Source organism: Bacillus taeanensis (assembly GCF_003318295.1).
GTDB lineage: Bacteria > Bacillota > Bacilli > Bacillales > UBA6769 > Maribacillus > Maribacillus taeanensis.
Genome location: NZ_QOCW01000030.1, coordinates 15,487 through 40,653, shown reverse-complemented (window position 1 = coordinate 40,653; position 25,167 = coordinate 15,487). Strand labels below are relative to the sequence as shown.

At 40.0% G+C, this 25,167-nt stretch carries 32 protein-coding genes and 1 other annotated feature; all 32 genes read right to left on the bottom strand.

Annotated elements, in window-relative coordinates:
* Position 1 precedes the first annotated feature (1 nt).
* Entirely contained in the window at positions 2–187 is a 186-nt protein-coding gene (locus tag DS031_RS20410; protein WP_113808048.1) for a type Z 30S ribosomal protein S14, read from the bottom strand.
* 28 nt (positions 188–215) lie between these two features.
* On the bottom strand, positions 216–755 hold the full coding sequence (gene rplE, locus DS031_RS20405) for a 50S ribosomal protein L5 (protein ID WP_113808047.1): 540 nt from the start codon (positions 753–755) through the stop codon (positions 216–218).
* 26 nt (positions 756–781) lie between these two features.
* Entirely contained in the window at positions 782–1,093 is a 312-nt protein-coding gene (rplX, locus tag DS031_RS20400) for a 50S ribosomal protein L24 (protein ID WP_113808046.1), read from the bottom strand.
* A gap of 42 nt (positions 1,094–1,135) precedes the next feature.
* On the bottom strand, positions 1,136–1,504 hold the full coding sequence (rplN, locus tag DS031_RS20395; RefSeq protein WP_113808045.1) for a 50S ribosomal protein L14: 369 nt from the start codon (positions 1,502–1,504) through the stop codon (positions 1,136–1,138).
* A 42-nt stretch (positions 1,505–1,546) separates the two neighbouring features.
* Positions 1,547–1,810: a 30S ribosomal protein S17 gene (rpsQ, locus tag DS031_RS20390; protein WP_113808044.1), complete on the bottom strand. Its 264-nt coding sequence runs from the start codon at positions 1,808–1,810 to the stop codon at positions 1,547–1,549.
* Between the two features lie 20 nt (positions 1,811–1,830).
* Positions 1,831–2,034 carry a 50S ribosomal protein L29 gene (gene rpmC, locus DS031_RS20385; RefSeq protein ID WP_113808043.1) on the bottom strand — a complete coding sequence of 68 codons (204 nt, stop codon included), beginning with the start codon at positions 2,032–2,034 and terminating at the stop codon, positions 1,831–1,833.
* The gene (gene rplP / locus DS031_RS20380) at positions 2,024–2,458 is read right to left on the bottom strand and encodes a 50S ribosomal protein L16 (RefSeq protein ID WP_113808042.1); all 435 of its coding nucleotides are present in this window, start codon (positions 2,456–2,458) and stop codon (positions 2,024–2,026) included. The genes rpmC and rplP overlap by 11 nt, the downstream gene beginning before the upstream one ends.
* Positions 2,459–2,460: 2 nt before the next feature.
* Entirely contained in the window at positions 2,461–3,120 is a 660-nt protein-coding gene (gene rpsC, locus DS031_RS20375; protein ID WP_113808041.1) for a 30S ribosomal protein S3, read from the bottom strand.
* A gap of 3 nt (positions 3,121–3,123) precedes the next feature.
* Positions 3,124–3,465 carry a 50S ribosomal protein L22 gene (gene rplV, locus DS031_RS20370; protein WP_113808040.1) on the bottom strand — a complete coding sequence of 114 codons (342 nt, stop codon included), beginning with the start codon at positions 3,463–3,465 and terminating at the stop codon, positions 3,124–3,126.
* 19 nt (positions 3,466–3,484) lie between these two features.
* A complete protein-coding gene (gene rpsS / locus DS031_RS20365; protein WP_113808039.1) occupies positions 3,485–3,763 on the bottom strand; it encodes a 30S ribosomal protein S19 in 279 nt (92 codons plus the stop codon).
* Positions 3,764–3,820: 57 nt separating this feature from the next.
* The gene (rplB, locus tag DS031_RS20360) at positions 3,821–4,651 is read right to left on the bottom strand and encodes a 50S ribosomal protein L2 (protein ID WP_113808038.1); all 831 of its coding nucleotides are present in this window, start codon (positions 4,649–4,651) and stop codon (positions 3,821–3,823) included.
* Positions 4,652–4,682: 31 nt separating this feature from the next.
* Positions 4,683–4,973, bottom strand: coding sequence for a 50S ribosomal protein L23 (gene rplW, locus DS031_RS20355; RefSeq protein WP_113808037.1), 291 nt, complete (start codon positions 4,971–4,973; stop codon positions 4,683–4,685).
* The gene (gene rplD / locus DS031_RS20350; protein WP_113808036.1) at positions 4,973–5,596 is read right to left on the bottom strand and encodes a 50S ribosomal protein L4; all 624 of its coding nucleotides are present in this window, start codon (positions 5,594–5,596) and stop codon (positions 4,973–4,975) included. Before rplD ends, rplW begins: the two co-directional genes overlap by 1 nt.
* Positions 5,597–5,612: 16 nt before the next feature.
* Positions 5,613–6,251, bottom strand: a complete 639-nt coding sequence (rplC, locus tag DS031_RS20345) for a 50S ribosomal protein L3 (RefSeq protein WP_113808035.1) — start codon at positions 6,249–6,251, stop codon at positions 5,613–5,615.
* A gap of 57 nt (positions 6,252–6,308) precedes the next feature.
* Positions 6,309–6,617, bottom strand: a complete 309-nt coding sequence (gene rpsJ / locus DS031_RS20340; protein WP_113808034.1) for a 30S ribosomal protein S10 — start codon at positions 6,615–6,617, stop codon at positions 6,309–6,311.
* 311 nt (positions 6,618–6,928) lie between these two features.
* The gene (gene tuf, locus DS031_RS20335) at positions 6,929–8,119 is read right to left on the bottom strand and encodes an elongation factor Tu (RefSeq protein ID WP_113808033.1); all 1,191 of its coding nucleotides are present in this window, start codon (positions 8,117–8,119) and stop codon (positions 6,929–6,931) included.
* A gap of 126 nt (positions 8,120–8,245) precedes the next feature.
* Entirely contained in the window at positions 8,246–10,324 is a 2,079-nt protein-coding gene (gene fusA, locus DS031_RS20330) for an elongation factor G (RefSeq protein ID WP_113808032.1), read from the bottom strand.
* Between the two features lie 47 nt (positions 10,325–10,371).
* Positions 10,372–10,842 carry a 30S ribosomal protein S7 gene (gene rpsG, locus DS031_RS20325; protein WP_113808031.1) on the bottom strand — a complete coding sequence of 157 codons (471 nt, stop codon included), beginning with the start codon at positions 10,840–10,842 and terminating at the stop codon, positions 10,372–10,374.
* 47 nt (positions 10,843–10,889) lie between these two features.
* Positions 10,890–11,312 (bottom strand): 30S ribosomal protein S12, encoded by a 423-nt coding sequence (gene rpsL / locus DS031_RS20320; protein ID WP_113808030.1) that lies wholly within the window; start codon positions 11,310–11,312, stop codon positions 10,890–10,892.
* A 113-nt stretch (positions 11,313–11,425) separates the two neighbouring features.
* Complete coding sequence (locus DS031_RS20315; RefSeq protein WP_113808029.1) at positions 11,426–11,674, bottom strand: 50S ribosomal protein L7ae-like protein; 249 nt, start codon at positions 11,672–11,674, stop codon at positions 11,426–11,428.
* Positions 11,675–11,753: 79 nt separating this feature from the next.
* Positions 11,754–15,380, bottom strand: coding sequence for a DNA-directed RNA polymerase subunit beta' (gene rpoC, locus DS031_RS20310; protein WP_113808028.1), 3,627 nt, complete (start codon positions 15,378–15,380; stop codon positions 11,754–11,756).
* A gap of 35 nt (positions 15,381–15,415) precedes the next feature.
* Complete coding sequence (rpoB, locus tag DS031_RS20305; RefSeq protein WP_113808027.1) at positions 15,416–18,958, bottom strand: DNA-directed RNA polymerase subunit beta; 3,543 nt, start codon at positions 18,956–18,958, stop codon at positions 15,416–15,418.
* A gap of 310 nt (positions 18,959–19,268) precedes the next feature.
* The gene (locus tag DS031_RS20300; protein WP_113808026.1) at positions 19,269–19,871 is read right to left on the bottom strand and encodes a class I SAM-dependent methyltransferase; all 603 of its coding nucleotides are present in this window, start codon (positions 19,869–19,871) and stop codon (positions 19,269–19,271) included.
* Positions 19,872–20,068: 197 nt separating this feature from the next.
* Positions 20,069–20,434: a 50S ribosomal protein L7/L12 gene (rplL, locus tag DS031_RS20295; RefSeq protein WP_113808025.1), complete on the bottom strand. Its 366-nt coding sequence runs from the start codon at positions 20,432–20,434 to the stop codon at positions 20,069–20,071.
* Between the two features lie 82 nt (positions 20,435–20,516).
* Entirely contained in the window at positions 20,517–21,017 is a 501-nt protein-coding gene (rplJ, locus tag DS031_RS20290) for a 50S ribosomal protein L10 (RefSeq protein ID WP_113808024.1), read from the bottom strand.
* A gap of 33 nt (positions 21,018–21,050) precedes the next feature.
* Positions 21,051–21,219: a sequence feature (ribosomal protein L10 leader region), on the bottom strand.
* Between the two features lie 47 nt (positions 21,220–21,266).
* Positions 21,267–21,962, bottom strand: a complete 696-nt coding sequence (gene rplA, locus DS031_RS20285) for a 50S ribosomal protein L1 (RefSeq protein ID WP_113808023.1) — start codon at positions 21,960–21,962, stop codon at positions 21,267–21,269.
* Between the two features lie 114 nt (positions 21,963–22,076).
* Complete coding sequence (rplK, locus tag DS031_RS20280; RefSeq protein ID WP_142675805.1) at positions 22,077–22,502, bottom strand: 50S ribosomal protein L11; 426 nt, start codon at positions 22,500–22,502, stop codon at positions 22,077–22,079.
* Between the two features lie 161 nt (positions 22,503–22,663).
* On the bottom strand, positions 22,664–23,197 hold the full coding sequence (gene nusG / locus DS031_RS20275; RefSeq protein ID WP_113808021.1) for a transcription termination/antitermination protein NusG: 534 nt from the start codon (positions 23,195–23,197) through the stop codon (positions 22,664–22,666).
* Positions 23,198–23,278: 81 nt separating this feature from the next.
* Entirely contained in the window at positions 23,279–23,473 is a 195-nt protein-coding gene (secE, locus tag DS031_RS20270) for a preprotein translocase subunit SecE (protein WP_113808020.1), read from the bottom strand.
* A 46-nt stretch (positions 23,474–23,519) separates the two neighbouring features.
* Positions 23,520–23,669, bottom strand: a complete 150-nt coding sequence (gene rpmG / locus DS031_RS20265; RefSeq protein WP_113808019.1) for a 50S ribosomal protein L33 — start codon at positions 23,667–23,669, stop codon at positions 23,520–23,522.
* A 264-nt stretch (positions 23,670–23,933) separates the two neighbouring features.
* A complete protein-coding gene (sigH, locus tag DS031_RS20260; RefSeq protein ID WP_281269149.1) occupies positions 23,934–24,587 on the bottom strand; it encodes an RNA polymerase sporulation sigma factor SigH in 654 nt (217 codons plus the stop codon).
* Between the two features lie 66 nt (positions 24,588–24,653).
* Positions 24,654–25,166, bottom strand: coding sequence for an NYN domain-containing protein (locus DS031_RS20255; RefSeq protein WP_113808018.1), 513 nt, complete (start codon positions 25,164–25,166; stop codon positions 24,654–24,656).
* Position 25,167: the final 1 nt, after the last annotated feature.

Genomic DNA, 25,167 nt, shown 5'->3' with positions numbered 1-25,167 from the left:
TTTACCAACTAGCTTTTTTCACGCCAGGAATTTGACCTTTATATGCGAGTTCACGGAAACAAATACGGCATAATTTAAATTTACGGATAACTGAATGTGGACGTCCGCAGCGTTCACAACGCGTGTACTCTTGAACATCGAATTTTTTTGGACGACGTTGTTTGGCGATCATCGATTTCTTTGCCACACTTTTCCCTCCCTTGGATCAAGTCTGATTACTTTTGAAACGGCATTCCGATTTGAGTTAACAATTCACGTGCTTCTTCATCTGTATTCGCAGTTGTTACAACAACGATATCCATACCGCGAACTCTGTTTACTTTATCGTAATCAATTTCAGGGAAGATTAATTGCTCTTTAACACCTAATGTATAGTTTCCACGTCCATCAAATGCTTTCTTAGAAATACCACGGAAGTCACGTACACGTGGTAATGAAACTGCAATTAGTTTATCTAAGAACTGATACATACGCTCTCCGCGAAGAGTAACTTTCGCACCGATTGGCATACCTTCACGAAGTTTGAAACCAGCGATTGATTTTTTCGCCTTTGTAATAAGTGGTTTTTGACCAGCAATTGCAGTTAACTCTTCCACAGCGTTATCTAACGCTTTAGGGTTTTGTACTGCATCACCGATTCCCATATTGATTACAATCTTTTCGATCTTTGGAACCTGCATTACAGAAGAATAGTTAAACTTTTCTACTAAAGCAGGAGTAATTTCTTTTTGATATTTTTCTTGTAAACGATTCAATGGATTGACCTCCTTTCACAGCGAGATTACTTATCTAAAGCTTCACCGGACTTTTTCGCAATACGAACTTTTTTACCATCCTCAACTTTATAACCAACGCGTGTCGGCTCACCAGTTTTTGGATCAAGCGGCATAACGTTTGAAACATGAATAGCTGCTTCCATTTCAATAATGCCGCCCTGTGGATTTAGTTGTGAAGGTTTCGCATGTTTTTTCACAATGTTCACACCTTCAACAATAACACGGTCTTTTTTCGGTAATGCTTGAAGGATAACACCTTGTTTTCCTTTATCTTTACCTGAGATTACTTGTACTTTATCACCTTTTTTAACGTGCATAACGTTCTTCGCACCTCCTTACAAGGCTTCATAATTTGACAATTATAATACTTCTGGAGCTAGAGAAACGATCTTCATAAACTGTTTTTCACGAAGTTCACGTGCAACTGGGCCGAAGATACGTGTTCCACGCGGACTCTTATCATCACGGATGATAACAGCTGCATTTTCATCAAAGCTGATGTATGAGCCGTCTGGACGACGTGCACCTGACTTAGAACGAACAATAACAGCTTTAACAACGTCACCCTTCTTAACAACGCCGCCTGGTGTTGCTTGTTTCACAGTACAAACGATAACGTCACCGATGTTAGCTGTTTTACGACCAGAACCACCTAATACTTTAATACAAAGTACTTCACGAGCACCAGAGTTATCTGCAACTTTTAAACGGGATTCTTGTTGAATCATTCAAAGGACCTCCTTTCGGATTGAAAATCATGATCCGATTCATTAGATAATAACTGCTTCTTCAACGACTTCAACTAAACGGAAGCGTTTGTCCTTAGAAAGAGGGCGAGTTTCCATAATTTTTACGATATCGCCGACTTTAGCAGTGTTGTTTTCATCATGCGCTTTAAACTTTTTAGAATACTTTACGCGTTTGCCATATAGGCTGTCGTTTTTATATGTTTCAACAAGAACACTGATCGTTTTATCCATCTTGTCAGAAACAACACGGCCTACGTAGACTTTACGGTTGTTACGTTCACTCATTCATTAAACCTCCCCTCAGATTATCCGTTGTTAATACCGAGCTCTCTTTCACGTAATACAGTCTTAGAACGTGCAATTGCTTTACGGACTTCACGAATGCGGGCTGGGTTTTCTAATTGACCTGTAGCTAATTGAAAGCGTAGGTTGAAAAGCTCTTCTTTTAAACCTTTTGCTTTTTGTTCGATTTCAGCAGTGGTTAGATTACGAATATCATTAGTTTTCATTTGTGTCACCACCCACTTCCTCGCGTTTTACAAACTTAGTTTTAACAGGAAGCTTGTGAGAAGCTAGACGTAGTGCTTCACGAGCTACCTCTTCAGATACACCAGCCACTTCAAACATAATTTTACCGGGCTTTACAACTGCTACCCAGCCTTCAGGAGCACCTTTACCGGAACCCATACGTACTTCAAGAGGTTTTGCAGTGTATGGTTTTGATGGGAAAATTTTAATCCAAACTTTACCGCCACGTTTCATATAACGAGTCATCGCAATACGCGCAGCTTCGATTTGACGGTTTGTAATCCAAGACGCTTCTAACGCTTGAAGACCGAATTCACCGAATGCTACTTCTGTACCGCCTTTTGCACGACCGCGCATTTTTCCACGATGTTCTTTACGGTGTTTTACACGTTTAGGCATTAACATGATTATTTTCCTCCTTCCTCTTTGTTCGTTCCTTTCGTTGGAAGGACTTCTCCACGATAAATCCAGACTTTCACACCTAATTTACCGTAAGTTGTGTCAGCTTCTGCAGTACCATAATCGATATCTGCACGAAGAGTATGAAGTGGAACAGTTCCTTCACTATATGACTCAGAACGGGCAATATCTGCACCATTTAAACGACCAGATACTTCTGTTTTAATACCTTTTGCCCCAGCACGCATTGCACGTTGGATTGTTTGTTTCATCGCACGACGGAATGCAACGCGATTTTCTAATTGACGAGCAATATTTTCAGCAACAAGACGAGCGTCAACATCAGGTGTTTTTACCTCAAAGATGTTTACGTGTACTCGTTTGCCTGTTAACGCGTTAAGTGCTTTACGAAGTGCTTCAACTTCAGAACCGCCTTTACCAATTACCATACCAGGCTTAGCAGTTTTAATTGTAATATTTACACGGTTTGCTGCACGCTCAATTTCAACAGCTGAAACCGCAGCGTCTTTTAAACGCTTTTCAACATATTCACGAATTTTAATATCTTCGTGAAGAAGATCAGCATAATCTTTATCAGCATACCACTTAGACTCCCAGTCACGAATGACACCAATACGAAGTCCTACCGGATTGACTTTTTGACCCACGCGTTATCCCTCCTTCTTTTCTGATACTACGATTGTAATGTGGCTCGTACGCTTGTTAATACGGCTTGCACGTCCCATTGCACGTGGACGGAAACGTTTAAGAGTTGCCCCTTCGTTAACAAACGCTTGAGTGATAATAAGGCTATTTGGATCCATTTCATAGTTATGTTCTGCATTGGCGATCGCAGAATTTAATAATTTCTCTACAACTGGAGAAGCTGCCTTCGGTGTGTGACGAAGAATGGCAACTGCTTCACCAACTTGCTTTCCCCGAATTAGATCTACGACTAAGCGAGCTTTACGAGGAGCAATACGTACAGATTTAGCAACAGCTTTAGCTTGCATCGAGTGTACCTCCTCTCAATTAACGTCTTGTTTTCTTGTCATCTGAAGCATGACCTTTATATGTGCGTGTTGGAGCAAATTCACCTAATTTGTGACCAACCATGTCTTCAGTAATATAAACCGGCACATGTTTGCGGCCATCGTATACTGCAATAGTATGCCCGATAAACTGCGGAAAAATTGTTGAACGACGAGACCAAGATTTAATTACTTTCTTAGCATCAGTTTCGTTTAGTGCCTCTACCTTTTTCATTAAATGATCATCTACAAAAGGTCCTTTTTTCAAGCTGCGACCCATAAGGTAACCTCCCTTCGTGATTGCCCTACGGTTCTATTGAACCGTAGCTCAACCGCGTTATTTTTTACGACGACGTACAATATACTTGTCAGATGGTTTGTTTTTCTTACGTGTTTTGTAACCAAGTGTTGGTTTACCCCAAGGAGTCATTGGAGACTTACGTCCGATTGGCGCGCGACCTTCACCACCACCGTGTGGGTGATCGTTAGGGTTCATTACAGAACCACGAACTGTAGGGCGTTTACCTAACCAACGAGAACGACCAGCTTTACCAATATTGATAAGTTCGTGCTCTAAGTTACCTACTTGACCGATTGTTGCACGGCACTCCGCAAGAATTAAACGAACTTCACCAGAAGTTAAACGTACAAGTACATATTTACCTTCTTTACCTAGTAATTGTGCGCTAGCACCAGCAGAACGAACTAATTGTCCACCTCTACCAGGTTGTAATTCGATGTTGTGGATTGTAGAACCCACTGGAATGTTTGCAAGTGGTAATGCATTACCTACTTTAATGTCTGCTTCAGGGCCTGACATAATTTCAGTACCTACTGTTAATCCTTTTGCTGCTAGGATGTAACGTTTTTCACCATCAACATAGTTGATAAGTGCGATGTTTGCAGAACGGTTTGGATCATACTCAATTGTAGCAACGCGTCCTGGTATTCCATCTTTGTTACGTTTAAAATCGATAATACGATATTTACGCTTGTGGCCGCCGCCTTGATGACGTACTGTTAAGCGACCTTGGTTGTTACGACCAGCATTTTTCTTTAAAGGAGCTAACAGCGACTTTTCGGGTTGATCTGTTGTGATTTCAGCGAAATCAGATACAGACATACCACGACGACCGTTTGTTATCGGCTTATACTTTTTGATAGCCATTGTTATTTCCCTCCTTCGCTATTTAGTAATATTAAACACCTTCAAAAAAGTCTAATTCTTTGCTTTCTGGTGTTAATTGAACAACTGCTTTTTTACGACGTGCAGTGTAGCCTGAATGACGTCCAAAACGCTTGAACTTCCCTTTGTAGTTCATCGTGTTTACGTTAGCTACTTTCACATCAAAAATTTCTTCTACTGCAAGTTTAATTTGAGTCTTGTTAGCACGAGGATCAACTTCGAACGTATACTTTTTGTCTACCATTACATCAGTTGAAGCTTCCGTGATAACCGGGCGCTTGATAATATCGCGTGCGTCTTTCATTACGCTAGCACCTCCTCTACCTTTTCCACTGCGTCTTTTGTCATTACTAGCTTATCATGTTTAACTAAGTCAAGTACATTTACACCATCAGCTGTAACAACAGTAACACCAGGGATATTTCGTGCAGACATTGCAACTGCTTCGTTATAATCGCCAGTAACGATTAATGCTTTGCTGTCTGCTGAAAGGTTAGAAAGAATAGCAACGATTTCTTTTGTTTTAGGAGCATTAAGAGTTAATGCGTCTAAAACTACTAGTTCGTTCTCTTGCACCTTCGCAGAAAGTACAGATTTAACCGCTAAACGACGTACTTTCTTTGGAAGTTTGTAGCTGTAGCTTCTTGGTGTTGGACCAAATACAACTCCACCACCTACCCATTGAGGGGAACGAATAGAACCTTGACGCGCACGTCCAGTTCCTTTTTGACGCCATGGCTTACGTCCGCCGCCGGCAACCGCAGAACGATTTTTTACAGCGTGTGTACCTTGACGTAATGAAGCTTGCTGCATTACAACAGCGTCATGAACAACATTTTGGTTTGGTTCAATTCCAAATACAGCGTCATTTAATTCGATATCGCCGACTTGTGAACCGCTTTGGTTGAATAATCCTACTTTAGGCACGATTTATCCTCCTTTCTTACTTAGCTTCAGCTGCTTTTACAGCACTTTGGATTGTAACGTAGCTTTTCTTCGCTCCAGGTACGTTACCTTTTACTAATAATAGGTTGCGCTCTGTATCAACTTTAACAACTTCTAAGTTTTGTACAGTAATGCGCTCGCCACCCATACGCCCAGGTAATGCTTTACCTTTAAATACGCGCATTGGATCAACAGCACCCATTGAACCAGGACGACGGTGATAACGAGAACCGTGAGACATAGGTCCACGAGACTGGTTATGACGTTTGATTGAACCTTGGAATCCTTTACCTTTAGAAATTCCTGTTACGTCAATGATGTCACCTTCGCTAAAGATATCAACTTTGACTTCTTGACCAACTTCATATTCCGCTGCATCTTCAAGACGGAATTCTTTTACGTAGCGCTTAGGGTTCGCATTTGCTTTTGCTGCATGACCTTTTTCAGGTTTGTTTGTACGAGATTCCTTTTTATCATCAAAACCTACTTGGATTGCATTGTATCCGTCAGTTTCAACAGTTTTCTTTTGAAGTACAACGTTTGGTGCAGCTTCAATAACTGTTACAGGTAATAATTCTCCGCCTTCAACGAAAATTTGTGTCATGCCGATTTTTTTACCTAAGATTCCTTTGGCCATAAGTCACACCTCCTAAATTATTATAAATTCTATGAAAGAACTTTCTATTTTAATGGTTTACAGTTTGATTTCAATGTCGACACCAGACGGTAGATCTAAACGCATTAATGAATCAACCGTTTGTGGTGTTGGCTCAACAATATCAATTAAACGCTTATGTGTACGCATCTCGAACTGCTCACGAGAATCTTTGTACTTGTGAACCGCACGAAGAATTGTGTAAACTGCTTTTTCAGTTGGTAGCGGAATCGGTCCTGAAACTTTTGCTCCAGCACGTTTCGCTGTGTCCACAATCTTTTCTGCAGATTGATCAAGAATTCTGTGATCATAAGCTTTTAAACGAATACGAATTTTTTGCTTTGCCATTATTTCCCCTCCTTTATCGCCCATTTTTCAAAATAGACAGTTCTCCGTGGAAATTTCCTGACTTACCCGCCATGGCAAAGGGGCCGGGCGTGTCTGCAACCTTCCACATCATCGCTGTAAACGACCAACATTCACTATTATACCAAACAACTGAGATTGTTTGCAAGCGGAAATTTAAGTCGATCACACTTTTCCTATTATAATGAGTTTGTAGTAGAAATGCAAGTGGTTTTAATAATTTCTAAAATTTTCTATACATAATATAGAAAAGCACCTGGTTTAACCAGGTGCTTTAATCATCAAACTATAAACTATTCGATGATGCTAGCTACTACACCAGCGCCAACTGTACGTCCGCCTTCACGGATAGAGAACTTAGTACCATCTTCGATTGCGATTGGTGCGATAAGATCTACAGTCATTTCGATGTTGTCGCCAGGCATTACCATCTCAACGCCTTCTGGAAGAGCGATTGTTCCAGTTACGTCAGTTGTACGGAAGTAGAACTGAGGACGGTAGTTAGAGAAGAATGGAGTGTGACGTCCACCCTCTTCTTTAGAAAGAACGTAAACTTCAGCTTTGAACTTAGTGTGTGCTTTTACAGTACCTGGTTTAACAAGTACTTGTCCACGTTGGATTTCGTCACGTGAAACACCACGAAGTAATGCACCGATGTTGTCACCAGCTTCAGCATAGTCAAGAAGCTTACGGAACATTTCTACACCAGTAACAGTTGTAGATTTTGGCTCTTCAGTAAGACCAAGAATCTCAATTACGTCCCCAACTTTAACTACTCCACGCTCAACACGTCCAGTAGCAACTGTACCACGACCAGTGATTGAGAATACATCCTCAACTGGCATCATGAAGTCTTTGTCAGTGTCACGTTCTGGAGTTGGGATGTACTCATCTACAGCAGCCATAAGCTCATAGATTTTTTCTTCCCACTCAGCTTCGCCTTCAAGAGCTTTAAGAGCAGAACCTTTGATTACTGGTACATCGTCACCAGGGAAGTCGTATTCAGAAAGAAGGTCACGAACTTCCATTTCTACTAATTCAAGTAACTCTTCGTCATCAACCATGTCACATTTGTTTAAGAATACAACTAGTTGAGGTACACCTACTTGACGAGAAAGAAGGATGTGCTCACGAGTTTGTGGCATTGGGCCGTCAGCAGCAGATACTACTAAGATACCGCCGTCCATTTGTGCAGCACCAGTGATCATGTTTTTAACATAGTCAGCGTGACCTGGGCAGTCAACGTGTGCATAGTGACGGTTATCAGTTTCGTACTCTACGTGTGCAGTAGAGATTGTGATACCACGCTCACGCTCTTCTGGAGCACCATCGATTTGGTCATAAGCCATCGCAGTACCTGAACCAGATTTCTTATGAAGAACAGTAGTGATTGCAGCTGTTAATGTAGTTTTACCATGGTCAACGTGTCCGATAGTACCAATGTTAACATGGGGCTTCGAACGGTCGAATTTTTCTTTTGACATGAGTAATTTCCTCCTTTAAAAGCAAGTATTAAGTATTTTTTTTTACTATTGTACTAAGAGAGACGAGCTTATTGTCTCGCCTATCTTAGATTACAATAAAACATTTATTGACACAACAGGTAATATTTATTGACCTGCTGATTTTTTAATAATCTCTTCACCAATTGACTTAGGAACTTCTTCGTAGTGATCGAAGTGCATTGTATAAGTTCCACGGCCTTGTGTACGGGAACGTAAAGATGTTGCATAACCAAACATTTCAGAAAGTGGAACAAACGCTTTAACAACTTGTGCGTTACCGCGAGCTTCCATACCTTCTACACGACCACGACGGCTCGTAATGTCACCCATGATGTCGCCCATGTATTCCTCAGGAATTACAACTTCGACTTTCATCATTGGCTCAAGTAAAACTGGGTTTGTAGAAGATTTTGCATTTTTAAGTGCCATTGAAGCGGCAATTTTAAACGCCATTTCATTTGAGTCAACGTCATGATATGAACCAAAAACAAGACGTGCTTTTACATCAACAAGTGGATAGCCAGCAAGCATACCATTTTGCAATGATTCTTCTAGACCTTGTTGAACAGCTGGGATGTATTCACGAGGAACAACACCACCGACGATTTTGTTTTCAAATTCAAAACCAGCGCCTTCTTCGTTTGGTTCGAACTCAATAACAACGTGTCCATATTGTCCACGTCCACCAGATTGACGTACGAATTTACCTTCAACTTTTGCAGCACTGCGGATTGTCTCACGGTATGATACTTGTGGAGCACCAACATTAGCTTCTACTTTAAACTCACGCTTCATACGGTCAACAATGATATCAAGGTGAAGTTCACCCATACCAGAGATAATTGTTTGACCAGTTTCTTCGTTTGTTTCAGTACGGAATGTTGGATCTTCTTCAGCAAGTTTCGCAAGTGCTTGACCCATTTTATCTTGGTCAGATTTTGTTTTAGGCTCAATCGCAACAGAGATAACTGGCTCTGGGAATTCCATAGATTCAAGGATAACAAGATTTTTGTCATCACAAAGTGTGTCACCTGTTGATGTATCTTTTAAACCTACCGCTGCAGCAATGTCTCCAGCGTATACAGTTGAAATCTCTTCACGAGAGTTCGCGTGCATTTGTAGGATACGACCAACACGCTCACGCTTACCTTTTGTTGAGTTTTGTACATAAGAACCAGAATCAAGTGTACCAGAGTATACACGGAAGAATGTTAGCTTACCAACATAAGGATCAGTCATAACTTTAAATGCTAATGCTGAGAATGGAGCATCATCACTAGATTCACGTGTTACTTCCTCTTCGCTATCAGGAATAATACCTTTAATAGCTGGTACATCAACTGGTGCAGGTAAGTAATCAAGAACAGCGTCAAGAACTAATTGAACACCTTTGTTCTTAAATGCTGAACCACAAAGAACAGGGAAGAATTCAACGTTACATGTTCCTTTACGGATTGCTGCTTTGATTTCATCAATTGTTAACTCTTCACCCTCAAGGTACTTCATCATTAACTCTTCATCAAGCTCTGCTACTGCTTCAACTAGCTTTGTACGATATTCTTCAGCTTGCTCTTTATAAGCATCTGGAATTTCGCTAGCTGCTGTACGAGTTCCAAGGTCATCTTCGTAGATATAAGCTTTCATCTCTACTAAGTCAATGATACCTTCAAAATCATCTTCAGCACCAATTGGTAATTGAATCGCATGCGCATTTGCTTGTAAGCGATCATGCATTGTACCTAATGAGTAAATGAAATCCGCACCTGTTTTATCCATTTTATTAACAAATACAACACGTGGAACTCCATAAGTTGTTGCTTGACGCCAAACTGTCTCAGTTTGCGGTTCTACACCAGATTGTGCATCAAGTACCGCTACTGCTCCGTCTAATACACGTAACGAACGTTCAACTTCAACTGTGAAGTCTACGTGTCCTGGCGTATCGATGATGTTAACACGGTGACCTTTCCACTGTGCAGTTGTCGCAGCGGAAGTGATCGTAATACCGCGTTCTTGCTCTTGCTCCATCCAGTCCATTTGAGAAGCACCTTCATGTGTTTCACCAATTTTATGGATACGGCCAGTATAGAACAAGATACGCTCAGTAGTTGTCGTTTTACCAGCATCGATGTGTGCCATGATTCCGATATTACGCGTATTCTTTAAGGAGAACTCTCTTGCCATCAGTATTTCTCCTTCCTTTAGTGGGAATTAATATTTGATTAATTAGCTTACCAACGGTAATGAGCGAATGCTTTGTTAGCTTCAGCCATTTTATGAACATCTTCACGCTTCTTAACAGCTGCACCAGTGTTATTTGAAGCATCGATAATTTCATATGCAAGACGCTCTTCCATTGTTTTTTCGCCGCGAAGACGTGAATAGTTTACTAACCAACGAAGTCCTAGTGTAGTACGGCGCTCTGGGCGAACTTCTACAGGAACTTGATAGTTTGCACCACCAACACGACGCGCTTTAACTTCAAGTACAGGCATAACGTTTTTTAATGCTTGCTCAAACACTTCCATAGGCTCTTGGTTTGTACGTTTTTGTACAAGTTCAAAAGCGTTATAAAGAATTGTTTGCGCTACCCCACGTTTTCCATCAACCATGATACGGTTAATTAAACGAGTAACAAGCTTTGAATTGTAAATTGGATCAGGTAATACATCACGACGCTCAACAGGTCCTTTACGTGGCATCGGATTCCCCCCTTTCATATCATTAATATATTATTTTAAGTTCATTCTTACTTTTTAGCTTCTTTAGGACGCTTAGTACCGTATTTAGAACGGCCTTGTTTGCGGTCATTAACACCAGCAGTATCAAGCGCACCACGAACAATGTGATAACGTACCCCTGGTAAGTCTTTTACACGACCACCGCGAATTAGTACAACACTGTGCTCTTGAAGGTTGTGACCAATTCCAGGAATGTACGCAGTAACCTCGATTCCGTTTGTTAAACGTACACGAGCATATTTACGAAGCGCTGAGTTCGGCTTCTTTGGTGTCATCGTACCAACACGCGTACATACGCCACGTTTTTGTGGAGAAGATACGTTTGTGAAAGCTTTTTGGAAGCTGTTATATCCTTTGTTAAGTGCAGGAGAGTCAGATTTCTTTACTTTAGAAACACGACCTTTACGCACTAATTGGTTAATAGTAGGCATTCGTTTTTCCTCCCTTCTTTTCTGTTTATTATAAACCCACACATCCAGGTGGTTCATAAAAAGTGATAAAAGAAAGTCTTGCAATTCGTACATTGTACTTTCGCAAAAACTTCTTATCCTTTTATCGCTACAGCAGCAGCTCCTACTTCAATTCCACAAGCTTTTCCAAGCTTTTTCATAGAATCAACAATCGAAATAGGGATTTGCTGTTCTTTTGCTAATGTGATTACTTTATTTGTAATGCGCTGATCGGCATCACTCGCAATCACAATTTCAGCAACTTCATTATTTTGCAGCGCTTTTAGCGTTTGTTTTGTCCCAACGATAAAATCTTTAGCCTGTGTCACTTTTTCATAAGACATTCGCATATCCTCCAAAGCACAGGGTTTCGGGCGCACTTCGTAATAATATCACCCCATGCGCCCTTTGTCAACACTCTGCTTAATCTTGTTTAATAAGATCGTTTAACTCTGCGTCAACACTTAATTCTTCAGTGTTTTCAGCTCCGGAAGTGACCCCGACATTACGATATCTATTCATTCCTGTACCAGCAGGAACTAATTTACCAATAATTACATTTTCCTTTAATCCAAGAAGTTCATCACGTTTCCCTTTAATAGCGGCATCTGTTAACACACGCGTTGTTTCTTGGAATGAAGCTGCAGATAAGAAAGATTCTGTTTCAAGTGACGCTTTTGTAATACCGAGTAATACAGGGCGTCCTGTTGCTGGTTGCCCACCTTTAGCAAGTGCCTCCTTATTGACATCAGTAAACTGATGGATATCCATTAAGGAACCTGGTAATACATCGGTATGTCCTGCGTCAATGACACGGATTTTTCTCATCATTTGACGAACCATTACTTCAACGTGCTTGTCGCCAATTTCTACACCCTGCATACGATATACTTTTTGTACTTCTTTCAGCAGGTAAGATTGAACACCTTCCATACCAGTAATAAGCATAAGCTCTTTCGGATCGATTGAACCTTCTGTAAGCTCTTGACCTGCTTTTACAACATCGCCAATTTTAGCTTTAATACGAGCTCCATACGGTACTGGATAATTGCGTGTTTCAATATTGCCTTGAACAACAATTTCACGTTTTTCTTTTACTTCTGAAATATCAATTACTGTACCATCAAGTTCAGAGATAACCGCTTGACCTTTCGGATTACGAGCCTCAAACAGCTCCTGAATACGTGGAAGACCTTGTGTAATATCGTCTCCTGCTACCCCACCTGTGTGGAATGTACGCATCGTAAGCTGTGTACCCGGTTCCCCGATTGATTGGGCAGCAATAATTCCAACTGCTTCTCCAACTTCAACGCTTGAACCTGTTGCTAAGTTGCGGCCATAACATTTTTTACATACACCATGACTTGTGCTGCACGTAAACACAGAACGAATTGAAATTTCTTCGATTTCAAGATCATAAATGTACTGGGCAATATCTTCTGTGATTAATTCGTTTTTCTTTACAATGACTTCATTTGTTTCAGGATGTTTAACCGTTCTAAACGCATAACGACCTACCATACGATCGTACAAGTTTTCGATGATTTCATTGTTGTTGTCGCGAATCGCACGAATTGGAAGACCTCTATCTGTTCCACAATCATCGTCGCGAACAATAACATCCTGCGCAACGTCTACAAGACGGCGTGTTAAGTAACCAGAGTCAGCTGTTTTAAGAGCTGTATCCGCTAGACCTTTACGAGCACCGTGGGTCGAGATAAAGTATTCGAGTACTGTTAATCCTTCACGGAAACTTGATTTAATCGGAAGCTCAATAATACGGCCAGACGGGTTAGCCATTAATCCACGCATACCTGCAAGCTGCGTAAAGTTTGAAGCATTACCACGGGCTCCAGAGTCACTCATCATAAAGATTGGGTTGCGAATATCAAGGGATTTCATCAGCTTCTCTTGAATCACATCTTTTGCTGAGCTCCAAATAGAGATAATGCGGTCATAACGCTCTTCATCTGTAATTAAACCACGGCGGAACTGCTTCATTACTTTTGCTACTTTTTCATCTGCTTCGTCAAGAATTTCCTGTTTATCAGGTAATACTACAACGTCTGCTACTCCTACTGTAATACCAGCTTTTGTAGAATATCTAAATCCAAGGTTTTTCATGCGGTCAAGCATTTTTGATGTTTCTGTAATTTTGAAACGTTTAAACACTTCCGCAATGATTTTACCAAGAATTCCTTTTTTAAACGGAGAAATCTCCTCACGATTTGCAAATTCTTCTTTTACATTTACATGAGCTGGCACGAAATACTTTTCAGGAGTTTTCTCTTGAAGATTCGTCATTGTCGGCTCATTAATGTAAGGGAATGACGGTGGTAAGATTTCATTAAAGATCAGCTTACCAACGGTTGTAAGAAGAAGCATTTTATTTTGCTCTTCTGTAAACGATGTTTTTTGAAGCGAACTTGCTTGAATCGCAATACGAGTATGAAGATGTACATAACCGTTTTGATAAGCAATTAGCGCCTCGTTTGTATCTTTAAAGATGGAACCTTCACCAACAGCACCACTGCGCTCCATTGTTAGATAGTAGTTACCTAATACCATATCCTGTGAAGGTGTAACAACCGGCTTACCATCTTTCGGATTTAAGATGTTTTGTGCCGCAAGCATTAATAGACGTGCTTCTGCTTGTGCTTCTGCAGATAATGGAACGTGTACAGCCATTTGGTCTCCATCAAAGTCCGCATTGTATGCTGTACATACAAGTGGATGAAGACGGATCGCGCGACCTTCTACGAGTGTCGGTTCAAATGCTTGGATTCCAAGTCTGTGAAGTGTTGGTGCACGGTTAAGAAGAACCGGGTGCTCTCTGATTACTTCTTCAAGAACGTCCCAAACTTCTGGATGCAATTTCTCCACTTTACGCTTTGCACTTTTAATATTATGTGCAAGCCCTTTTGAAACGAGTTCTTTCATAACGAACGGCTTAAACAGCTCAAGTGCCATTTCTTTCGGTAATCCACATTGATACATTTTTAAGTTTGGACCAACGACGATTACAGAACGACCAGAGTAGTCTACACGCTTACCTAGTAGATTTTGACGGAAACGCCCTTGCTTTCCTTTCAACATGTGTGAAAGAGACTTCAACGGACGATTACCAGGACCTGTAACCGGACGGCCACGACGACCGTTATCAATTAGAGCATCTACCGCTTCTTGAAGCATACGCTTTTCATTTTGGACGATAATGCTAGGCGCACCTAAATCTAATAAACGCTTTAATCGATTGTTACGGTTAATAACACGGCGATATAAGTCGTTTAAATCCGATGTTGCAAAACGACCACCATCAAGCTGGACCATTGGACGAAGCTCAGGTGGAATAACCGGAAGTACATCTAAGATCATCCATGATGGATCATTTCCAGAATTACGGAAAGCTTCCAATACTTCAAGACGTTTTACAGCACGTGTACGACGCTGTCCTTGTGCTGTTTTCACTTCTTCTTTTAAAACTTCTACTTCTTTATCAAGATCAATATCTGATAAGATTTTCTTTATTGCTTCAGCACCCATTTGTGCCGAGAAAGATTGACCATACTTTTCACGATACGTACGAAACTCTTTTTCAGATAACAGCTGTTTTTTCTCAAGCGGTGTATCACCTGTATCCGTTACAACGTAGGAAGCAAAATAAATAACTTCTTCAAGGGCTCTTGGGGACATATCCAAAACGAGACCCATACGGCTAGGGATACCTTTAAAATACCAAATATGTGAGACAGGGGCAGCGAGTTCAATATGCCCCATGCGCTCACGACGAACCTTAGCACGTGTTACTTCGACACCACAGCGATCACAAACAACGCCTTTGTAACGAACACGTTTATATTTCCCACAATGACATTCCCAGTCTTTTGTTGGACCGAAAATACGCTCACAGAAAAGGCCATCTTTTTCTGGTTTTAACGTACGATAATTAATTGTTTCTGGTTTTTTTACTTCACCGCGTGACCAAGAACGAATTTTATCGGGTGAAGCAAGACCGATTTTCATATATTCAAAGTTATTTACGTCTATCAAGGGGCCTACCTCCCTTTAAATTACCGGTTTTATCCTTACTTAGTAACTGGATCGGACTCAACGTTTAGGTTTAATTTTTCGTTCACTTGCTCATCTTCATCATCAAGTTCTTTCATTTCGATTTCTTGCTCATCACCTGAAAGAATTTTAACGTCCATACCAAGGCTTTGCAGTTCCTTAATTAATACTTTGAATGATTCAGGAACACCAGGTTGTGGTACATTTTCACCTTTAACAATTGCCTCATAAGTTTTTACGCGTCCAACCACATCATCTGACTTAACAGTAAGAATTTCTTGAAGTGTATATGCTGCTCCATATGCTTCAAGTGCCCATACTTCCATTTCTCCAAAACGCTGACCACCAAACTGGGCTTTACCACCGAGCGGCTGCTGCGTAACAAGAGAGTAAGGTCCGGTTGAGCGTGCATGCAGTTTATCATCAACCATGTGTGCAAGTTTAATCATGTACATGACACCAACAGAAACACGATTATCAAATGGTTCACCTGTACGACCATCATAAAGAACCGTTTTACCGTCACGTGACATTCCTGCTTCTTCTAATGTTTCCCACACATCATCTTCACGTGCACCGTCAAATACTGGTGTCGCAACATGAATGTTCAATTGACGCGCAGCCATCCCAAGATGTAACTCCAATACCTGACCAATGTTCATACGAGATGGTACACCTAATGGGTTTAACATGATATCAACAGGCGTGCCATCTGGTAAATAAGGCATATCTTCTTCTGGAAGAATACGTGAGATAACACCTTTGTTTCCGTGACGTCCTGCCATTTTATCGCCTTCGTGAATTTTACGTTTTTGTACAATGTATGCACGAACAAGCTGGTTCACACCCGGCGGTAATTCGTCACCGTCTTCACGGTTAAATACTTTTACATCATGTACAATTCCATCTCCACCGTGCGGCACACGAAGAGATGTATCACGTACTTCACGTGCTTTTTCTCCGAAAATTGCATGTAAGAGACGCTCTTCTGCCGTTAATTCAGTTACACCTTTTGGCGTTACTTTTCCAACAAGAATATCTCCGTCTTTTACTTCAGCACCAACACGAATAATACCGCGATCATCAAGATTTTTTAATGCATCTTCCCCAACGTTTGGAATGTCGCGTGTAATTTCTTCTGGTCCTAATTTCGTATCACGAGCTTCTGATTCATATTCTTCAATATGAACAGACGTATACACATCATCTTTTACAAGACGCTCACTCATAATAACGGCATCTTCATAGTTATAACCGTCCCAAGTCATAAAGGCTACAAGAACATTACGTCCTAATGCTAATTCGCCTATTTCCATTGAAGGACCATCAGCAAGAATCTCACCTTTTACAACGCGGTCATGTGTGCTTACAATCGGACGTTGGTTGTAGCATGTTCCTTGGTTAGAGCGAATAAATTTTAATAATTTATATTTATCAAGTTCACCTTTTACTTCTTGACCATCCACTTCATGAACACGACGTACCCATACTTCAGCGGCACTAACGCGTTCTACGATACCAGGGTGTTTACAAATAACAGCGGCACCAGAGTCTTTCGCAGATACGTGCTCCATACCCGTTCCGACAATTGGAGACTCAGGAACTAATAACGGAACAGCTTGACGCTGCATGTTCGCTCCCATTAAGGCACGGTTTGAGTCATCGTTTTCTAAGAATGGAATACATGCTGTTGCAGCAGAAACTACTTGTTTAGGAGATACGTCCATATAATCAAGACGCTCACGCTTTACAATTGTATTCTCGCCACGGAAACGTGCAACAATTTCATCATCAATAAATGAACCATCATCTGCAAGTTTCGCATTTGCCTGTGCCACTATATAATGATCTTCTTCATCAGCTGTTAAATAATCAATTCGAGTTGTCACTTTTCCTGTTTCAGGATCAACACGACGATACGGCGTTTCAATAAAGCCGTACTCGTTTACTTTTGCATAACTTGAAAGCGAGTTAATTAACCCGATATTTGGTCCCTCAGGTGTTTCAATCGGACACATACGGCCATAGTGAGAATAGTGAACGTCACGCACTTCAAATCCAGCACGTTCACGTGTTAAACCACCTGGTCCTAATGCAGATAAACGACGTTTATGTGTTAATTCTGCAAGCGGATTTGTTTGGTCCATAAATTGTGAAAGCTGAGAACTTCCAAAGAACTCTTTAATTGAAGCAATAACAGGACGAATATTAATAAGCGCCTGTGGTGTAATCGCATTTGGATCTTGGATAGACATACGTTCACGCACAACGCGCTCCATACGCGATAAACCAATACGGAATTGATTTTGTAAAAGTTCACCAACAGAACGAAGACGGCGATTTCCTAGATGGTCAATATCATCCGTATTTCCAACTTCATGGAGCAAGTTAAAGAAATAGTTAATCGCCGCAATAATATCGCCCGGTGTAATATTTTTAACTGAACGTTCTACGTTGCCGTTTCCAATTACATTAATAACACGCTCATTGTTCGGATCATCTGGCGCGTAAATCTTAATAGATTGCAAACGAATATCTTCGTCTTCCACTACTCCGCCATGCGGTGTTACTTCACGATAGCCGACATTGCTCTCTAGCGCTGGTAAGATACGATCTAATAAACGACGATCTAAAAGATCTCCCTCATTAGCAAGCACTTCACCCGTTTCAGGATCAATTAACTTCTCTGCTAATCGTTGGTTAAAGAGACGATTTTTAATATGAAGTTTTTTGTTGATTTTATAGCGGCCTACATTTGCAAGGTCATAGCGTTTCGGATCAAAGAAACGCGAATCAAGCAAACTTTTCGCATTATCAACCGTTGGTGGTTCACCAGGACGCAGGCGTTCATAAATTTCTAGAAGCGCTTTATCCGTACCATCCGTGTTATCCTTTTCCAACGTATTCTTTAAAAACTCATCTTCTCCTAGTAAATCGATGATTTCTTGATCAGAGCCAAACCCTAAAGCACGTAATAAAACTGTAATAGGTATTTTTCTTGTACGATCAATACGTACATATACAACATCTTTTGCATCGGTTTCAAACTCTAACCATGCACCACGGTTTGGTATAACTGTTGCTGTAAACCCTTTTTTACCATTTTTGTCGATTTTTTTACTATAATAAACGCTCGGCGAACGAACAAGCTGTGAAACAATAACGCGCTCGGCACCATTGATTACAAACGTACCCGTTTCTGTCATGAGCGGGAAATCTCCCATAAAAACTTCTTGCTCTTTCACTTCGCCTGTTTCTTTGTTAATTAATCGTACTTTTACTCGTAACGGCGCAGAATATGTAACATCGCGCTCCTTCGATTCTTCTACCGGATATTTCGGCTCTCCTAAGCTATAATCAATAAACTCAAGAACTAAATTTCCAGTAAAATCTTCGATAGGTGAAATGTCTTGAAACATCTCACGTAAACCCTCATCAAGAAACCATTGATAAGAAGCTGTTTGAATTTCAATGAGGTTTGGTAATTCTAATACTTCATTGATTCGCGCATAGCTTCTTCTTTGGCGGTGGCGTCCATACTGAACAAGTTGACCTGTCAACTGATTCACCCCTCAAATCCAGCATTTTAGAATTAATCAAAAGACAATGTCTAGCTTAAAAATCAAAAAAATATTTTGCTAGACAAAAAAGAAAAAGGGTCCTTTATCCATAATTTCCCTTATCCACTCTCGATTATATTAGTTTTTCCAGATCGGAACATTTTTATACATGCAAATGACCACCCAACATATAGATGATATGCTGCAAGCAAATCTTGTTGAATGTTAGTCATTATTATGCTTTCCGCTTGTCCGATCAGAAAGTTGATTCATTGGCATTTTATAATACTACCATATCGCAATTTTTGAGTCAACATTTTTTTGCTCGAATAATAAAATAACCTTTTGACTTTTCAACAATCTCCACTTCATCAAAAAGAGATTCCAATTTTTCTTTCGCAGAAGGTGCTCCCTGCTTTTTTTGAATAACAATCCATAACTCACCATTTGACACAAGAAAACGATGAGCTTCTTCAAAAAGTGTATGAACTAGTTTCTTTCCCGTTCGAATTGGCGGATTTGAAAGAATGGCAGCATAACCCGTTTTTGAAACATTTTCAAATAAGTTACTTTGTAAAACTTCTACATTTGTCACATGATTTGCTTTGGCATTTTGTTTTGAAAGTTCAATCGCTCTTTCATTTACATCAACCATTTTAACTTTACGACTCGGTTCCGTTTTCGCTAAACTAATGCCTACAGGACCATACCCACAGCCTACATCTAAAATGTCACCTTCTGTTTCAGGGAACTTAAAGGTTTCAATAAGCAAGCGTGTTCCAAAGTCTATCGTATCTTTTGAAAACACACCATGATCAGATGTGAAACGCAATTCATGATTCTTCAACATGTAAGACCATGTTTTCGGATTGCTTTTTACGGTTGGTTTTTCGGAATAATAATGCTCACTCATATTCTTTACTGCCCCCTTTCTTTCCACTACTCTATTCTTACTATAACAAAAAAGCAGTACAATGAGAAAAGACAAGCCTTTTATCAAGCCTACACATTCAAGAAAAAATTTATACTTTTATTTTTTAAAAATAGAAGTATAAATAAGAAAATAAAAAAGCTCGCATAGGAGCGAGCTTTTTATCTAAAAGAAATTAATTACTTAACTTCTACAGAAGCGCCTACTTCTTCAAGCTTAGCTTTAAGCTCTTCAGCTTCTTCTTTAGAAACGCCTTCTTTAACTGGGCTTGGAGCGCCATCTACTAATTCTTTAGCTTCTTTTAAGCCAAGACCTAGTGCTTCACGTACAACTTTGATAACTTTGATTTTACCAGCGCCAGCGCTTGTAAGAATTACATCGAATTCAGTTTGCTCTGCCGCGCCACCATCAGCTGCAGCACCGCCAGCTACTGCTACAGGAGCAGCTGCAGTTACACCAAATTCTTCTTCGATTGCTTTTACTAATTCGTTAAGTTCTAAAACTGTCATTTCTTTTAACGATTCAATGATTTGCTCTTTACTCATGAGTAAATCCTCCTTATGCATTCTTTTTAGTAGTATTTATAAAACAAAACACGGTTGTTTTCTTCCGTAACAACAAAGGGTATTATGCACCCTGCTCTTCTTTTTGCTCAGCAACAGCTTTTGTAGCCAACGCAAAGTTGCGAATTGGCGCTTGAAGTACGCTAAGCACCATAGAAAGAAGTCCTTCACGAGAAGGTAATGTTGCAAGTTCCTTAATTTGGTCAACGCCAACTACGTTGCCTTCGATAATACCAGCTTTAATTTCTAATGCTTCGTGATCTTTCGCGAAGTTGTTTAAAATTTTTGCTGGCGCAACAACGTCATCTGTACTAAACGCGATCGCCGTTGGTCCTGTAAGCTGTGCATCAAGATCACTAAAACCTGTTTCAGCAGTTGCACGACGAGTCATTGTGTTTTTGTACACTTTGAACTCAACGCCCGCTTCACGAAGCTGCTTACGTAACTCAGTTACTTCCGCAACATCTAATCCACGATAATCAACAAGAACTGTCGATTTGCTTTCACGAAGTTTTTCTGCGATTTCTGTTACAACTTGTTTCTTTTGTTCGATAATTGCGCTCATCCCTACACCTCCTATATTTCTTTGACCATACCGTAAAACAAATTAAAAGCCTTTATGCCTGCTTCCGCAGACATAAAGGCGGTAAAATCCACGATAGATCATTTCTAGAATTCAATCTAGAACGCTCGGGTTATTTACACTACCTCGGTAGGAAATTAAGCATTTCTGCCCCTACTGTCTACGGTATGAACTGTTTTTGTTAAACTCAACATTACACAGTATATTATATCAAAAATAGAAAGTCAACTATTATTTTGTATAGTTAGTTGTATTAACTTTTACACCAGGGCCCATTGTTGAAGCAACCGCGATGTTTTTAAGGTATGTTCCTTTTGCAGTAGCAGGTTTCACCTTAATAAGTGTTTCAATAACTGTTTGAAGGTTTTCAACTAGTTTCTCATCTTCAAAAGAAACCTTACCGATTGGCGCGTGTACGTTACCCGCTTTATCAACACGGTATTCAACTTTACCTGCTTTAATTTCTTTAACCGCTTTTTCTACGTCAAATGTAACAGTACCTGTTTTAGGGTTTGGCATTAAACCTTTAGGTCCTAATACACGACCGAGCTTACCTACTTCAGCCATCATGTCTGGAGTAGCAACGATTGCGTCAAATTCAAACCAACCTTGGTTGATTTTGTTGATGTAATCTTGATCTCCAACAAACTCTGCGCCAGCTGCTTCTGCTTCTTTTGCTTTTTCGCCTTTTGCAAATACTAAAACTGTTTTTGATTTACCAGTTCCGTGTGGAAGTACTACCGCGCCACGAACTTGTTGGTCGTTTTTACGAGGGTCTACTCCTAAACGAACTGCAACTTCTACAGTTTCATCAAAATTTGCAGTTGAAGCTTTTTTCACAACCTCAATTGCTTCGTTTGCGTCATAGAACTTTGTACGGTCAACTAATTTTACTGCTTCTTGATACTTCTTACCTTTTTTAGCCAATTTTATTTCCTCCCTTATGTGGTTTAGCGGATTTACCTCCCACTAAGAAAGGTTGCGATCCCTGTCTACACAGGATGGATTTCTCCATTCGCAACCTTCAATTCAAGCATCGAATTAATCTTCGATAATGATACCCATGCTGCGCGCAGTTCCTTCAACCATGCGCATCGCAGCTTCAACGCTAGCTGCATTTAAGTCAGGCATTTTTGTTTCTGCAATTTCGCGAACTTTATCGCGTTTTACAGTTGCTACTTTGTTGCGGTTTGGTTCACCAGAACCAGACTCGATACCAGCTGCTTTTTTAAGTAATACTGCAGCAGGTGGAGTTTTAGTGATAAATGTAAATGAACGGTCTTCAAATACCGTGATTTCAACTGGGATAATCATACCAGCTTGATCAGCAGTACGAGCGTTGAACTCTTTACAGAATCCCATGATATTTACACCCGCTTGACCTAACGCTGGTCCAACTGGTGGTGCCGGGTTGGCTTTACCAGCAGGAATTTGCAATTTTACCATTTTGATTACTTTTTTAGCCACGTGACACACCTCCTTAAGTCCGTGATGTGGTATTTGGGCATTTGTGCCCTCCCACCAAAAATATATACATTCAGCATATCTTTAAATGTATCTCATGTGCGTGACATCATGAAACATTGAAATTTTACCATTATCTCAAATGGATTTCAAGTATTTTTCCACTAAATCTTTTCGATTTGCGTAAAGTCTAATTCTACAGGGGTTTCTCGTCCAAACATATTTACATGCACTTTTACTTTTTGTTTGTCCAAATCGATTTCTTCAATTTTTCCAACAAAGTCAGCAAACGGCCCCTCTGTTACTTTAACATTTTCACTTATTTCAAAATCAATTTCCGCTCTCGGCTCGTCCATGCCCATTTGTTTCAAAATAGACTCGACTTCCTCTGGTAAAAGTGGAGTTGGTTTTGAACCAGCGCCAGCTGAACCGACGAATCCTGTTACACCTGGTGTATTTCGCACAACATACCATGAATCATCAGTCATGATCATTTCTGTTAACACATAACCAGGGAACACTTTACGCAGTGCCGTTTTCTTTTTACCATTTTTAATTTCTGTTTCTTCTTCCATTGGAACGATGACTCTAAAAATTTTATCAGTCATGCCCATAGATTCTACACGTTTTTCAAGATTGGCTTTCACCTTATTTTCATACCCTGAGTAAGTATGAACAACGTACCATCTTTTTTCCATTGTCATTAGGACAGCTCTGTCCTTCCCTCCCCTAAGGATAATACTTTATCATCATAGACCAATTTCCATGATTTCAAACTATTATCCTAAGATTAAATCAAGCAATGCCGTAATACCTAAGTCGACAACCGCAAAAAAGATTGCCACAAAAGCTACCGTTGCAATGACTGTTAATGTATAGCGAACCAACTGCTTTTTTGTTGGCCAACTCACTCGTTTTAATTCAGTTGTTACATCACTTAAGAACTTTCCAGGATTTTTACTCATACTCTCCATGCAACCTCCAGATCCGTCTACCTCTTATAGAAAAGGTACTTAAAGTCTATTTTGTTTCGCGGTGGATGTTATGTGCATTACAATGCTTACAAAATTTCTTGACCTCAATCCGTTCAGGATGCACTTGTTTATTTTTATTTATTGAGTAGTTACGACTTTTGCATACATTGCACGCTAAAATCACTTTATTCCGCATTGTGACACCTTCCATCGTAAATGCTGTATCAACAGACATTTTGCGCATATTACTTTTAAACTTTATCACAGCCCATTTTACAATGTCAATAAAGCGAAAAAACGATCCGTCAGTAAAGATACAAAAATAGTTAGGGATATGAGCTTTGTTAACTTTTAGTTTGAGAATGGACGTTTACAGCATCGTTACACTATCTTCTTGTACACTATTACGTTATCCTTCTTTTATGCAGAAAAAAACAGGGAGTACATTTCCCTGTTTTTATTACAAGCTAATTTCTCTCAGCTCTAAGTAACGCTCTAGTTTTCTTTTAACACGCTGCAGGGCGTTATCAATAGACTTCACATGACGATTTAAATCGGCTGAAATCTCTTGATAAGATTGTCCATCTAAATAGAGCATTAATACTTTTCTTTCTAAATCGCTTAAAATCTCTGACATTTTCAATTCAATATCATCAAATTCTTCTTGATTAATGATTAACTGTTCAGGATCTGTCACGCGTGGTCCGCAAATAACATCCATCAGCGTCCGGTCTGATTCTTCATCATAAATAGGTTTATCCAGTGATACGTAAGAATTCAGCGGAATATGTTTCTGCCTTGTAGCTGTTTTAATAGCCGTAATCATTTGCCGTGTAATGCATAGTTCCGCAAATGCTTTAAAAGAAGAGAGTTTGTCCCCTTTAAAATCGCGAATTGCCTTATATAAGCCAATCATTCCTTCTTGAACAATATCTTCTCGATCGGCTCCTATTAAAAAATAAGATCTAGCTTTGGCACGCACAAAATTTTTGTACTTATTAATTAAATACTCTAATGCATCGCTGTCTCCTTCATGAACACGCTCAACTAGCCTTTCATCTTCCATCTCAACAAAATGACGATTTATGCCCTGTTTGAGGTCAACTGTGCTCAATACGATCCCCCCGACCCGAACGCTCAATATAGAAATATTATACAGTACAAATTTTGTAAGCGTCAACTATTCACCTTTGCCTCTGCGCCAATTTTCAAAAATTTTCGCCACTTCTTCTGATAAAGGAATTTTAGAAGCCCGTTTTTTTTGGTTTGATTCTGAAACTTTTCCACTGATATCTTTTTGAACTTTCTTTACTTCTTCCAGCAATTCACGAGCGGATTTCCTTAACGCTCCTTGTCCAAAAATTGCCCACTGCTGGGCATAATCAGATGTTGCAACATGAATTTGTGTACGCACACCTTTTAGTTCAATAGCTAATCGTTCAATAAGTTCATCAGCTGTTTCGTTTTCCTTTGTGTAGATCACTTCGACACGATAATCTTTATATGTCGCCTGTATTCCTGGAACCATGTGGGCATCAAAAATAACCATTACTTTATACCCTGTATATGCTTGATACTCTGCCATTTTTTCAATAAGCAAATCACGGGCACTCGCAAGGTCTTCTTTTTTTAAACGCTGCAATTCCGGCCAAGCACCAATTATATTATAGCCGTCAACAAGCAGTACATCCATT